This window comes from Pseudomonas sp. S2_C03, from assembly GCF_054668405.1.
In genome coordinates, this window is record NZ_CP162766.1 from 5,817,123 (window position 1) to 5,829,920 (window position 12,798).

A 12,798-nucleotide genomic window follows, 5' to 3' on the forward strand; every position below is an offset into this window, starting at 1 on the left:
AAAACTGCCTTTTCCTACGTGTATTTCCGGAGTTCGCTGAATGTCTGCTGGTTGGCTGCGCGCCTGTGCGCTAGTGATGTTGGGGCTGTTCAGCGTGTCTGCGCTGGCCAAGGATAAAACGGCAATCGTGATTGGCGGCGGGCTTTCCGGCCTGACGGCGGCCTACGAACTGCAGGCCAAGGGCTGGCAGGTCACCTTGCTGGAGGCCAAGCCAGGCATGGGCGGTCGCTCCGGCATGGCCACCAGCGAATGGATCGGCAACGATAAGACCCAGCCGGTATTGAACAAATACGTTTCGACTTTCAAGCTGAGCACCACGCCAGCTCCCGAGTTCGTCCGCACGCCGGGTTACTTGATCGACGGTGTGTATTACAGCGCGTCCGACCTGGCCACCAAGGAGCCGGCGACCGCCGAAGCGCTCAAACGCTACGAGAAGACCCTGGATGACCTGGCGCGCTCCATCGAAGACCCGCTCAACCCGGCCGCCAACAACACGCTGCATGCGCTGGACCAGATCAACGTGTCCAACTGGCTGGATCGACTGAACCTGCCAGCCACCGCGCGTCAATTGGTGAACCAGCAGATTCGTTCGCGATATGACGAACCGTCGCGCCTGTCGCTGCTGTATTTCGCACAGCAGAACCGCGTTTATCGAGGCGTCTCTGACCGTGACCTGCGCGCCTCGCGTCTGGTCGGTGGCAGCCCGGTGCTGGCCCAGGCCTTCGTCAAGCAGTTGAAAGTCATCAAGACCAATTCCCCGGTCTCGGCCATTACCCAGGACAAGGACAGCGTGACCGTCAAGGTCGGCAGCGTCGGTTATCAGGCGGACTACGTCGTCGTGGCGGTACCGTTGCGTGCGCTGGCGAAGATCCAGATGACCCCCGCGCTGGACGCCCAGCACGTGGCCGCGATCAAGGGCACCAACTACGGCTGGCGCGATCAGATCATGCTCAAGTTCAAGACGCCGGTGTGGGAGAGCAAGGCGCGCATGTCCGGCGAGATCTACAGCAACACCGGCCTTGGCATGTTGTGGGTCGAGCCAGCCCTCAAGGGTGGCGCCAATGTGGTGATCAACCTGTCCGGTGATAATGCGCGGGTGATGCAGGCATTCGGCGACAAGCAGATGGCCGACCAGGTGCTGATCCGTCTGCATGCGTTTTATCCACAGGCTCGGGGTTCGTTCACGGGTTATGAAATCCGTCGTTACAGCGTCGATCCTTCGATGGGTGGCGCTTACCTGGCGTTCGGCCCGGGGCAGATCAGCAAGTTCTGGCGCCTGTGGGAGCGTCCGATTCAGCGCGTAGCGTTCGCCGGTGAGCACACTGACGCCTTGTACCCCGGTACCCTGGAAGGCGCTTTGCGTACCGGCCAGCGTGCCGCCAGTCAGGTTGAAGACCTGGCGGCCGGCAAATCGTTTGAACCGCAGAAAGCGGCCCCTGTAGCGGCAGCTGCCGCAGCTGCCGCAGCGGGCGCTGTGGCGGCGAAGAAGGGCAATTTCTTCAGCAATCTGTTCGGCGGCTCGGATGACGAGAAAAAACCGGAACCGGTCAAGGCGCCAGAGCCTGCTCCGGCACCGGTCGCACCCGCCCCGGCACCTGCGCCGACTCCAGCGCCTGCTCCGGTTGAGCCTGCCAAGCCTGCCGCACCGGCGAAAGCCGCGCCTGCCAAGAAGGCGCCGGCAAAAGCCCCGGTGAAAAAACCGGCGGCCAAGACCGAAGCGAAAAAACCTGCGGCCAAGGCGCCCGCCAAAAAAGCCGAGCCGGCCAAGAAGCCTGCGGCGACTGAGGCCAAGGCGCAGTAAGGCCTTGCGCTGAACCAAAAAGCGCGGCTCTTGAGCCGCGCTTTTTTTATTGCTCTTGAGATAGCCATCGCGAGCAAGCTCGCTCCTACAGGGTGGCGGTGCGGATGCAAGAACCCCTGTAGGAGCGGGCTTGCTCGCGATGAGGCCCTGCCAGGCACAGCAAAAATATTGAGCCTGCCCCCTAACACCCCGTCACACTTTCGCCTTTAATCTTTCCTTAACGCGTCTATTTCAGACTCTTGATCGTATTTCTCGATATTTCAAAGCGAAATTTTCCGCTTTAATTCGATAGATAACTCGATAGTCTTGGTTCGCAGTTCTCACAGGATTTGGGCAATGCAGCTACGTAACTCTTCTTCACGCTATGGTTGGGTCAGCATCTTCATGCACTGGGGCGTAGCGCTGGCGGTCTATGGGCTGTTTGCACTCGGTCTGTGGATGGTGGGGCTGGACTACTACAGCACCTGGCGCAAAGACGCGCCGGACCTGCACAAGAGCATTGGGCTGGTGCTGTTGGGTGTGATGCTGCTGCGGGTGGTGTGGCGCTTTGTCAGTCCACCGCCACCGACGCTGCAAAGCTACAGCCGGATGACCCGCATTGGCGCCAAGTTCGGCCATGGGTTTCTGTATTTCGGTCTGTTCGCTGTGATGATTGCCGGTTACCTGATTTCCACCGCAGACGGTGTCGGTATCCCGGTGTTTGGCCTGTTTGAAGTGCCTGCATTGATCTCCGGACTACCGGACCAGGCAGATACCGCTGGGGTGATTCATCTGTATCTGGCATGGGCGCTGGTAATTTTTTCCGGTCTCCATGCGTTGGCAGCATTGAAGCACCACTTTATCGATCGTGATGCGACCCTGACGCGAATGCTCGGTCGCAAAGCCTGAAGTTCAACCTCGACTCAAAGGAAAAGAAAGCATGTTGAAAAAGACTCTGGCCGCTCTGGCAATCGGTTCTGCCGTACTGTCCGCCAACGTAATGGCCGCTGATTACGTTGTTGATAAAGAAGGCCAGCACGCCTTCGTTGACTTCAAGATCAGCCACCTGGGCTACAGCTACATCACCGGTACTTTCAAGGACATCGACGGCAAGTTCAGCTTCGACGCTGCCAAGCCTGAAGCCAGCAAAATCGAGTTCAACGTCAATACCGCCAGCGTGTTCACCAACCACGCCGAGCGTGACAAGCACATCGCCAGCGCTGACTTCCTGAACGCCAGCAAGTTCGCCAAGGCCACCTTCGTCTCCACCAGCGTCAAGTCCACCGGTGAGAAGACTGCCGATGTGACCGGCGATCTGACCATCCTGGGCGTGACCAAGCCAGTCGTGGTCAAGGCCACTTTCCTGGGTGAAGGCAAGGATCCATGGGGCGGCTACCGTGCCGGTTTCGAAGGCACGACCACCATCAAGCGTTCCGACTTCGGCAAGCAGAAAGACCTGGGCCCAGCGTCTGATACCGTTGAGTTGTACGTATCGTTTGAAGGTGTGAAAGCGAAGTAATTTTCGCCCTCACACAGTGCTCCCACCTGTTTGGGTTTGTGGTGAAGCATAAAAAATGCCCCGGCTTTTGCGAGCCGGGGCATTTTTTTGTTGCGATGAAAACTCAGCGGTTGCGGGTCAGCAGCGCTGGTTTTTCGCCGCGAGGGCGTACTGGCAATTGATCAAGCTGTTCAGGCGTCGGGAAGCGATCAGCCTTGGACTCCTTGTGAATGATCTTCGGTGCCGGGCTGCGGGTGTTCTGCACGGCCGGTTCCGAACGCGGCTGATCGTCACGGGCCGGACGACGGTTGCGACCTTCTTCGCGACGGGCCTGGCCGTCACGTGGTGCGCCATTGCGAGGGCCGCTGCGCTTGCCGGTCGAGGAGCCGCTGGCATCGCCGCCACGTGGGCCGCCTTGACGACCTTGAGGCTTGGCACCGTTGCGTGGTGCGCCGGCACCGCCAGCCGAGCCTTGGGCCGGAGCACCCGGGCGACGACCGCGACCCTGGGCCGGTTTGGCCTGGGGCACGTAGTCGACACGGTTACCGAAGTTATCGATGTCGTCATCGAGGAACTCGTCCGGGGCACGATCAGCGGCCGCGCGTGGCGCCGGGCGCTGCTGCTCGCGCGCTGTGCCTTCGCGGGGTTTCTGCTCACGCGCCGGGCGCTCGCCACGACCGCTGGCGGCAGGTTTTTCCTTACCGCCCTTGTCCTTGCCTTTGTCTTTACGACCGCCGCCACCGCCGCTGCCGTTCGGACCGTCGCCACGCGGGCCACGGGCATTGCGCGGGTTACGCACGTCCGGACGTTCGCGTACTTCCGGCTTCTCGGCTTCCACGGCGCTGGCATCGAAGCCCATCAGGTCGCCATCGGCGATTTTCTGCTTGGTCATGCGCTCGATGCTTTTGAGCAGCTTCTCTTCGTCCGGAGCGACCAGCGAGATCGCTTCGCCCGAGCGACCGGCACGACCGGTACGGCCGATGCGGTGTACGTAATCTTCGTCGACGTTAGGCAGCTCGAAGTTGACCACGTGTGGCAACTGGTCGATGTCCAGGCCACGGGCGGCGATGTCGGTGGCGACGAGGATGCGCACGCTGCCGGCCTTGAAGTCGGCCAGGGCCTTGGTGCGTGCGTTCTGGCTCTTGTTGCCGTGGATCGCCACAGCGCTCAGGCCGTGCTTGTCCAGGTACTCGGCCAGACGGTTGGCGCCGTGCTTGGTACGGGTGAACACCAGCACCTGTTCCCAGGCGCCTGCGGTAATCAGGTGAGCCAGCAACGAGCGCTTGTGGTTGGCAGGCAGGCGGAACACGCGCTGCTCGATGCGCTCGACCGTGGTGTTCGGCGGCGTCACTTCGATGCGTTCGGGGTTGTGCAGCAGCTTGCCGGCGAGGTCGGTGATGTCCTTGGAGAAGGTCGCCGAGAACAGCAGGTTCTGGCGTTTGGCCGGCAGACGGGCCAGGACCTTCTTCACGTCATGAACAAAGCCCATGTCGAGCATGCGGTCGGCTTCGTCCAGCACGAGGATTTCCACGTGGGACAAATCGACGCTGCCTTGACCTGCGAGGTCGAGCAGGCGGCCCGGACAGGCTACCAGGACATCGACACCGCGAGCCATGGCCTGAACCTGTGGGTTCATGCCGACGCCGCCGAAGATGCAGGCGCTGACGAACTTCAGGTCACGGGCGTAGACCTTGAAGCTGTCGTGAACCTGGGCGGCGAGTTCGCGGGTCGGGGTCAGGACCAGCACGCGCGGTTGGCGCGGGCCGTGACGCTGGGATTTGTCCGGGTGACCGTTGGGGAACAACCGCTCCAGAATCGGAAGGGCGAAACCGCCGGTTTTACCAGTACCTGTCTGAGCCGCAACCATCAGGTCGCGACCTTGCAACACGGCGGGAATGGCCCGCTGTTGCACCGGAGTAGGCTCGGTATAGCCCGCGTCTTCGATAGCGCGGACCAAAGCCTCGGAGAGACCGAGGGAAGCAAAGGACATGAGTAATCCTGTTGTGAGTTAGAGCTGGGCCCAAATGGGAGTCTTGCCTGGCGCGAATGGCGTTCAAGAGCAACGCAATCCCGTCCGGTCCTGCTGAGCCCTGGAAGCACATCTGGAGCACTCGCGCGGGCTGAAAAGCTGCGCTGTAGCGGGTCGAGATGCCTTGAACAGGTTCGAGCGTCCGGGCGTGAGCCTGGCGGGAACGCCGGAGTATAACAGAGCAATCACTGTGCGCTGCTTTCCTGCTGCTCAACGGTTTTATCCAGGACAGCCGTGGACTCGCTGACTTTGGGCGCCGCGCCGTAACGGGCACTGAGCTCGGCGTAGGCCGGCTCGCGTTTGAAACGTTTGAGCTCGGCACCAAACCGTTGGACCAGCAGGTCCATGCCGGCATTGCGCCGAACCGCCAGGAACTGGCTCTGCTGGCTGATCACAGTCGGGTTTTCGCTGATCTTGTCGCGGATGTTCAGCTCGTCGAGCAAATGCTGGCCCACGCGGCGGTCGGTGATCAGCAGGTCGATCCTCCCGCGCAGCAGCTTGCCGAAGTTGGCCTCATGAGTGGGCGCCGGCTCACGGATGAACAGAGGCGACTCCCGGAATTCCGGGTTGTACAGGTAGCCAGGTGAGGTGCCGATGGTCAGGCCCTTGAGATCTTCCAGGGTGCGAAACGGGTGAGGGCGCTCGTTGGCGTAGAACATCACGAACTGGACCTGCGAGAGCGGCTCGCTGGGGTAGAGCAAGGTGGCATCGCGCTCCTCGCTGTGAAAAATATCCAGCGCGCCATCGGCCTGCCCGGTTTCGAGCATGGACAGGCAGCGCTTCCACGGCAGGAATTGCCACTCGACTTCGATCCCCAATCGCTTGAAGACAATGGCCGTGGTTTCGTAATCCAGGCCCAGCGCTTTGCCATCTTCCTCAAAGACGTAAGGTGCCCAGGGCTCAGTGACAATGCGCAATTTCTCGCCCCGGGCGGCGAAGCTCAGGCAAGTGAAAAGCACCAGGGAGAGAAGTTGGGTGATCAAAGGCATGGCTTGAGATTACGACGAGAAACCGTAAATCGCCAGAAACCCTCGCCAGAAGCTCTGGCTCCGTGCATTGCTGCACAAAAAATGTGCATGAGAAGCAAAAAAATCGCCGTCTTCGGCGGTCTCTGCTATGGAGTGTGGCACTCGCAGAAACCGTCAAAAACGGCGATTTTTTGATCGATGCCTGGTTTGTCGCTTAACGCGGCAACTTCAGGTTATTCCAGATGGCCAGGCTAGGTTCGGCCTGGTTCATGGAATAGAAGTGCAGCCCTGGTGCGCCACCCTGCAACAGGCGTTCGCACATCTCGGTGACGACTTGCTCGCCGAAGCGCTGAATGCTTTGGGTGTCATCGCCGTAGGCTTCCAGCTGCTTGCGGATCCAGCGCGGGATTTCCGCACCGCAGGCGTCGGAGAAGCGCGCGAGCTTGCTGTAGTTGGTGATCGGCATGATCCCCGGTACCACTGGAATATCCACGCCCAGCGCCTGCAAACGGTCGACAAAATAGAAGTAGCTGTCGGCGTTGAAGAAATACTGGGTGATCGCGCTGTCGGCGCCGGCCTTGGCCTTGCGCACGAAGTTGGCGAGATCATCTTCGAAGTTGCGCGCTTGCGGATGCATTTCCGGGTAGGCGGCGACTTCGATGTGGAAATGATTGCCGGTTTCTTCACGGATGAATTCAACCAGCTCATTGGCGTGACGCAGCTCGCCGCTGGTCATACCCATGCCGGACGGCAGGTCACCGCGCAGGGCAACGATGCGCTTGATGCCGGCAGCCTTGTACTCGTTCAGCAGGCCGCGCAGGTCGTCCTTGCTGTCGCCGACGCACGAAAGGTGCGGGGCGGCCGGGATTTTGACTTCGCTTTCCAGCTGCAAAACGGTGTTGAGGGTTCGATCACGGGTCGAGCCGCCAGCGCCATAGGTGCAGGAGAAGAAATCGGGGTTGTAGGTAGCCAACTGACGGGCAGTGGCGATCAGCTTTTCATGCCCAGCGTCGGTCTTCGTAGGGAAGAATTCGAAGCTGTAGCGACGGTCTTGGGACATGGAGGGGGCCTCCAGCTTCAAGCTGCAAGCCACAAGCTGTAAGAGAAGCGCAGGTGCGCTCGTCTCTCGTGCCTGGGGTTTGCAACATGAGGCTGTATTCGCAAATGGGTGCAGAGCGCTGAACTTCGTGCAGCGAGGCCGGCTTTTGACCTTGCTTGCCGCTTGAAGCTCAAAGCTCGTAGCTGCTTTTAGTACCGGTACGCGTGCGGCTTGAACGGACCTTCGACGGCCACGCCGATGTAGTCGGCCTGGGTCTTGGTCAGTTGAGTCACGACACCGCCGAAACCGCGGACCATTTCCAGGGCCACTTCTTCGTCGAGTTTCTTGGGCAGTACTTCAACGGTCAGGCGCTCGGCTTTCTGGGCTGGCGACAGGTCGGCGTACTTCTGGCCGAACAGGAAAATCTGCGCCAGTACCTGGTTGGCGAACGAACCGTCCATGATGCGGCTTGGGTGACCGGTGGCGTTGCCCAGGTTCACCAGGCGGCCTTCGGCCAGCAGGATCAGGTAGTCGTCGTTCTGGGCGTCGAATGCACCAGCACCGGTACGGTGGATCTTGTGTACCTGTGGCTTCACTTCTTCCCATGCCCAGTTCTTGCGCATGAAAGCCGTGTCGATTTCGTTGTCGAAGTGGCCGATGTTGCAGACAACAGCGCGCTTCTTCAGGGCCTTGAGCATGTTTGAGTCGCAAACATTGACGTTACCGGTGGTGGTCACGATCAGGTCGATCTTGCCCAGCAGGGCCTTGTCGATGCTGGCTTCGGTGCCATCGTTGATACCGTCGATGAAAGGCGAGACCAGTTCAAAACCGTCCATGCAGGCTTGCATGGCGCAGATCGGGTCAACTTCGGAAACCTTGACGATCATGCCTTCCTGACGCAGGGATTGAGCGGAGCCTTTGCCCACGTCACCGTAACCGATAACCAGCGCTTGCTTGCCGGACAGCAGGTGGTCGGTGCCGCGCTTGATGGCATCGTTCAGGCTGTGACGGCAGCCGTATTTGTTGTCGTTCTTGCTCTTGGTCACCGAGTCATTGACGTTGATGGCCGGGATCTTCAGTTCGCCCTTGGCCAGCATGTCCAGCAGACGGTGTACGCCGGTGGTGGTTTCTTCGGTCACGCCGTGAACGCGCTCCAGCACCTGCGGGTATTTTTTGTGCAGCAGCTCGGTCAGGTCACCGCCGTCGTCGAGGATCATGTTGGCATCCCAAGGGGCGCCGTCCTTGAGGATGGTTTGCTCCAGGCACCACTCGTACTCTTGCTCGGTTTCGCCTTTCCAGGCAAAAACAGGGATGCCGGCTGCGGCGATGGAGGCAGCGGCCTGGTCCTGGGTCGAAAAAATGTTGCAGGACGACCAGCGCACTTCGGCACCCAGGGCAACCAGGGTTTCGATCAGCACGGCAGTCTGAATGGTCATGTGGATGCAGCCGAGGATTTTAGCGCCTTTGAGCGGTTGCTCTTCGGCGTACTTGCGGCGCAGACCCATCAGGGCAGGCATTTCCGACTCGGCGATGATGGTTTCACGGCGGCCCCAGGCGGCCAGGGACATGTCGGCGACTTTGTAGTCGGTAAAATCTGCGGACGTGATTACAGCGCTCATGAGAGCCTCCATTCGTAATGTATGCGAATGGGCGCCGTTGTGCGTTTGGCGTCGGGCATAAGCCTGACAACGCCCCATCCGAGCCTGACAGGTCGAACCTGCTGCAGCGCCCCTCGGACAGGTGGCGGGAAAACGGTAGGAGCCGTTTTGAAATCGGCGGTGATTATAGCTTTCTTTATCCGCCTGGTGGCAAGCGACAAGCTACAAGCGGCAAGTAAATGCGGATCGACTTTTGACTTGTGGCTTGCAGCTTGCCGCTTAAAACTTGAAGCTGGGGGCCAAACCCCTATCGCCCCCACAACCCATGCCCGGAGCCCCCATGAATTTCCACACCCGCAAATGGGTCAAACCCGAAGACCTCAACCCCAACGGCACGCTGTTCGGCGGCAGCCTATTGCGCTGGATCGATGAAGAAGCGGCGATCTACGCGATCGTCCAGCTGGGCAATCAGCGCGTGGTCACCAAGTACATTTCCGAAATCAACTTCGTCAGCGCCTCACGTCAGGGCGACATCATCGAGTTGGGCATCACCGCCACCGAATTCGGCCGTACGTCGATCACCCTCACCTGCGAAGTGCGCAACAAGATCACCCGCAAAAGCATCCTGACGGTGGAGAAGATGGTCTTCGTCAACCTCGGCGAAGACGGCCTGCCCGCGCCCCATGGCCGGACCGAGATCAAGTACGTCAAGGATCAGTTCAAGGACGAGTGACTTTTCCCCCTCATTCTTCAGGATCGAGCAAGTCGAATTGTCTCACCGTCGCGATGGTGGCTCAGGCACCGCGGGGAGCCAGATTTCCCGCGTTATCGTTGACGACCATCGCGGGCAAGCCCGCTCCCACAGGTTCAGGTTCAGGGGGTACAGAACGTATTGACGGTGGCAGAGGTCGTAGCTAAATCATCCATCACTGATGTTTAGGCCATGACTACGCCAACAAACGGTACGACCCCCGATCTCACGCCCAAGGAACAGCATGAGGTCGAGAAAAACCAGCCGCCGCGCGCAGCGGTGCTGCATGAAATCATTCGCACCCAAGGCGATCAGGAACTGGAGCGCAGCATCGCTGCACTCTGGTGGTCGGCTCTCGCCGCCGGCTTGACCATGGGCCTGTCGCTGATGGCCATGGGATTGCTGAACTCACGTCTGCCGGAGGGCGACGGCTTCAAGGTGATCGCCAGTTTCGGTTACTGCGCGGGCTTCCTTGCGGTGATCCTCGCCCGCCAGCAACTGTTCACCGAAAACACCCTGACTGCCGTGCTGCCGATCATGAGCAACCCCACGCTTGGCAACTTCGCCCGATTGCTGCGGCTGTGGTCGGTGGTGTTGGTAGGTAACCTATGCGGCACCCTTCTGGTGGCGTATGTGATGCTGGAATTGCCGATTTTTGACAGCAAGACCGACATTGCCTTCCTCGACATCGGGCGCAAGGTCATGGAAGGCGATCCCAGCCAGATGTTCTCCAAGGGCATCATTTCCGGCTGGATGATCGCAACCATGGTCTGGATGATCCCGTCCATGGAAAGCGCGAAAGTGTGGATCATCGTGCTTATCACTTACTTCATGGCACTGGGCGACTTCACCCACATCGTGGTCGGGTCGCTGGAGGTTTCTTACCTGGTGTTCGCCGGAGAACTGCCCTGGAAGGATTTCTGGCTGGTGTTCGCCGGTCCCACGCTGGCGGGGAACATCATTGGTGGCAGCTTCATCTTCGCGTTGATCAGTCACGCGCAGATTCGCAGCGAGTCCGGCACGCCCAAAGACCAGAGCGTCGCGAGCGCTCCGGTCGATGAGGACGACGACCGGTGATGAGCCGGAGCGAGGCGTCGATGTTGGTTCACGCTTTCGGGGGGGGCGGTTACACCCCGGGAATCAGCCACGCGCGAGCCTGATCGACCGTTGTCGAGTTGAACGGCAGCGATGAGGACGGGAAAGTGCGCGAAACATATTGATCGGCGATCCGGCGCAACACGGCATTAAAACCATGGCTGTCCTGGGCTTCACGCAAATCGGCAATGGCGCCATTCAGCAGCTTGACGTTCGAATTCGGCTGGTCGAGTCGATACAGCGAGGGGTAGATCACCTCGCGAATGAAATTCTCGCTTTTGGTGACGATATCGCGCACGCCCATTTCCTTGATCGCCGCGCTCAACACCATCGACTTCGGCCCGGTTGCTCCGGCATCCAGGCGCTTGATGGTTTGAAGCAGCAACATATACGCCGGATCGTTGCCGTGGTTGAGCTTTCTGGCCAGCCAATCGATTTTCCCGGGGGCGTCACCGAGCTGATCCAGTGTGCGCATGGCATCGCGTGTAGGTGCGTCGAGTGCCAGGGAACCCTCCTTCGTTGTGGCGGTGGCATCGGTCAGGGCTTGCTTCAAGTTTTCCAGCGCCTGTTGAGCGTGCTGCCGGAACTCGATGACTGCCGCTGATTCCGGATCATCTAGCAGTTCGTCGGCGGCTGCTGCGAACATCGAATCGTCCAGTGCCAGCAGTGCTCCGCCTATGGAGCTGAAGCGGTAGGTTTCGCTGTCCTCATGGCGCTCCAGGTACCGTTGCACATCGATGTGCAGTTCTTCCTGCAAATGATTTTTCAGCTCTGTCGCCATGTTGAAATTGACGGTGCCTTGTAACGTACCCGTGAAGTTGCCCCGTTCGGTCTTCAGTCGAACGGTGACGATACTGTCGGCAAACCCTTTGATGGCATCGGTTTGGTGTGCGTGCCGGGCGGAATAGGGCGCGCCGATAAATTTGTCGGCCACTGCCGAGAGCAGTGTGCCGTGATCTTTCTTCTTGCCGGCGCCCCCACTCTGGAACTTGAGTATCAACTGTTCACTATCGGGAATCGCACTCATCGCGAATTGTGGTTCGTACAAATCCATGATCGGCGTGTTGAGCATGATGCCGCCGTCCTGAAACGACGTGTGCTCTCCATCCACCTGAAATGGCAGCTGTTGCTCAGACGGCTTGGCAAAGACAACCGGCAGCGAGCCTGAAATATGGGCTGCGCGAGCCACGTCCATGTCTGGGGTCAGGCTGGCGTTGAATACCACCATTTGCGGACGCCCGTCGAACATGGCGGTGCCGGTGATGTGCAATTGCTTGATTTCGGGCAGGTCCTTGCTCAGCGTCGCCAGGTCGCCAAAAGTTACGTAGCCGTTGGTTTTCATGTTCTCCAGGCAAGTGCGACTTGCCTGCGAAAGTGGCTGTCGGTCGTTGAGCGCCTGATTGGCACGCGACAGGACCGACTCGACCATTTTTTCGTGAATCAGAGCCTCCAGCGGCGAGGCCTTGGATTGCAGGCGGGGCATCAGGTCGCACAACAGCCGCCCGATACTGCCGACCTTGCCCGGAATCTTCACGATGCCTCGGCCAACCGTAGAGCTGGCGTGCTGTATCGGTCCCAGTACTTTGCTTTGACTGTCGAGCAGTGACACGAGGTTGGTTTCGTCCGACATCTTGTCGAAGTCCGCGTAAGTCATGCCGCTGGCCAGAAACGCCGCGGAAATTGCCCCGGCGGATGATCCCGAGAGGATGCGCAGGGTGCCTATGGTCTGGCTTTCCTCCAGTGCCTTGACCATTCCGGAGATTGCCACGCCTTTGGCGCCGCCGCCGCTGAGCACCAGGCGATCGATGGGTGGACGCTTGAGGTCCATTTCGATCACACCGTTTTCAAAACGGCGAATCGACAGGTTGCGATCGGTCAATGAGTGCACCAGGGTTTCAGATCGGCCCTGACCGACGTGTGCCGTCCCCTTGATGAAGTCACTCCAGTCGGTGTTCGTGGTGCCTGTCGATGGGCGCTGAACCGGTGTTTGCGGCAGAGAAATTGGGGGAATGGCGGGGGAGAGGGTGAGGCGGGGCATGG

At 59.8% G+C, this 12,798-nt stretch carries 10 protein-coding genes and 1 riboswitch; of the genes, 5 read left to right on the forward strand and 5 right to left on the reverse strand.

Annotated features, from left to right (window positions below):
- Nucleotides 1-40: 40 nt before the first annotated feature.
- The 3 genes from AB4N64_RS26810 (at nt 41) to AB4N64_RS26820 (ending at nt 3,299) form a co-directional block, all read left to right on the forward strand.
- Nucleotides 41-1,801, forward strand: a complete 1,761-nt coding sequence (locus AB4N64_RS26810; RefSeq protein WP_460120094.1) for a flavin monoamine oxidase family protein — start codon at nt 41-43, stop codon at nt 1,799-1,801.
- A 336-nt stretch (nt 1,802-2,137) separates the two neighbouring features.
- Entirely contained in the window at nt 2,138-2,689 is a 552-nt protein-coding gene (locus tag AB4N64_RS26815; RefSeq protein ID WP_460120096.1) for a cytochrome b, read from the forward strand.
- 31 nt (nt 2,690-2,720) lie between these two features.
- Nucleotides 2,721-3,299, forward strand: coding sequence for a YceI family protein (locus tag AB4N64_RS26820; protein ID WP_368555815.1), 579 nt, complete (start codon nt 2,721-2,723; stop codon nt 3,297-3,299).
- A gap of 103 nt (nt 3,300-3,402) precedes the next feature.
- Here the strand turns inward: AB4N64_RS26820 and AB4N64_RS26825 are convergent, their stop codons facing one another.
- From AB4N64_RS26825 to ahcY, 4 genes are all read right to left on the reverse strand, one after another.
- Nucleotides 3,403-5,268 carry a DEAD/DEAH box helicase gene (locus tag AB4N64_RS26825; RefSeq protein WP_460120098.1) on the reverse strand — a complete coding sequence of 622 codons (1,866 nt, stop codon included), beginning with the start codon at nt 5,266-5,268 and terminating at the stop codon, nt 3,403-3,405.
- A 224-nt stretch (nt 5,269-5,492) separates the two neighbouring features.
- Nucleotides 5,493-6,296: a substrate-binding periplasmic protein gene (locus AB4N64_RS26830; RefSeq protein WP_460120100.1), complete on the reverse strand. Its 804-nt coding sequence runs from the start codon at nt 6,294-6,296 to the stop codon at nt 5,493-5,495.
- A 193-nt stretch (nt 6,297-6,489) separates the two neighbouring features.
- The gene (gene metF / locus AB4N64_RS26835) at nt 6,490-7,335 is read right to left on the reverse strand and encodes a methylenetetrahydrofolate reductase [NAD(P)H] (RefSeq protein WP_460120102.1); all 846 of its coding nucleotides are present in this window, start codon (nt 7,333-7,335) and stop codon (nt 6,490-6,492) included.
- Between the two features lie 188 nt (nt 7,336-7,523).
- Nucleotides 7,524-8,933: an adenosylhomocysteinase gene (ahcY, locus tag AB4N64_RS26840; protein WP_460120104.1), complete on the reverse strand. Its 1,410-nt coding sequence runs from the start codon at nt 8,931-8,933 to the stop codon at nt 7,524-7,526.
- Nucleotides 8,934-8,955: 22 nt separating this feature from the next.
- Nucleotides 8,956-9,054, reverse strand: a riboswitch (S-adenosyl-L-homocysteine riboswitch).
- A 198-nt stretch (nt 9,055-9,252) separates the two neighbouring features.
- Here ahcY and AB4N64_RS26845 point away from each other — a divergent pair.
- Together AB4N64_RS26845 and AB4N64_RS26850 are read left to right on the forward strand one after the other, a co-directional pair.
- On the forward strand, nt 9,253-9,645 hold the full coding sequence (locus AB4N64_RS26845) for an acyl-CoA thioesterase (protein ID WP_008033312.1): 393 nt from the start codon (nt 9,253-9,255) through the stop codon (nt 9,643-9,645).
- Between the two features lie 210 nt (nt 9,646-9,855).
- Nucleotides 9,856-10,740, forward strand: a complete 885-nt coding sequence (locus tag AB4N64_RS26850; protein ID WP_460120105.1) for a formate/nitrite transporter family protein — start codon at nt 9,856-9,858, stop codon at nt 10,738-10,740.
- Between the two features lie 49 nt (nt 10,741-10,789).
- Here the strand turns inward: AB4N64_RS26850 and AB4N64_RS26855 are convergent, their stop codons facing one another.
- Nucleotides 10,790-12,796: a patatin-like phospholipase family protein gene (locus AB4N64_RS26855; protein WP_460120107.1), complete on the reverse strand. Its 2,007-nt coding sequence runs from the start codon at nt 12,794-12,796 to the stop codon at nt 10,790-10,792.
- Between the last annotated feature and the right edge of the window lie 2 nt (nt 12,797-12,798).

Excerpts from the sequence above, each read along its gene's own strand:
- AB4N64_RS26845 (WP_008033312.1), top strand. The coding sequence starts at position 9,253 with ATGAATTTCCACACCCGCAAATGGGTCAAACCCGAAGACCTCAACCCC.
- AB4N64_RS26810 (WP_460120094.1), top strand. The coding sequence starts at position 41 with ATGTCTGCTGGTTGGCTGCGCGCCTGTGCGCTAGTGATGTTGGGGCTG.
- AB4N64_RS26825 (WP_460120098.1), bottom strand. The coding sequence starts at position 5,268 with ATGTCCTTTGCTTCCCTCGGTCTCTCCGAGGCTTTGGTCCGCGCTATC.
- AB4N64_RS26830 (WP_460120100.1), bottom strand. The coding sequence starts at position 6,296 with ATGCCTTTGATCACCCAACTTCTCTCCCTGGTGCTTTTCACTTGCCTG.
- AB4N64_RS26855 (WP_460120107.1), bottom strand. The coding sequence starts at position 12,796 with ATGCCCCGCCTCACCCTCTCCCCCGCCATTCCCCCAATTTCTCTGCCG.
- metF (WP_460120102.1), bottom strand. The coding sequence starts at position 7,335 with ATGTCCCAAGACCGTCGCTACAGCTTCGAATTCTTCCCTACGAAGACC.
- ahcY (WP_460120104.1), bottom strand. The coding sequence starts at position 8,933 with ATGAGCGCTGTAATCACGTCCGCAGATTTTACCGACTACAAAGTCGCC.
- AB4N64_RS26820 (WP_368555815.1), top strand. The coding sequence starts at position 2,721 with ATGTTGAAAAAGACTCTGGCCGCTCTGGCAATCGGTTCTGCCGTACTG.
- AB4N64_RS26815 (WP_460120096.1), top strand. The coding sequence starts at position 2,138 with ATGCAGCTACGTAACTCTTCTTCACGCTATGGTTGGGTCAGCATCTTC.
- AB4N64_RS26850 (WP_460120105.1), top strand. The coding sequence starts at position 9,856 with ATGACTACGCCAACAAACGGTACGACCCCCGATCTCACGCCCAAGGAA.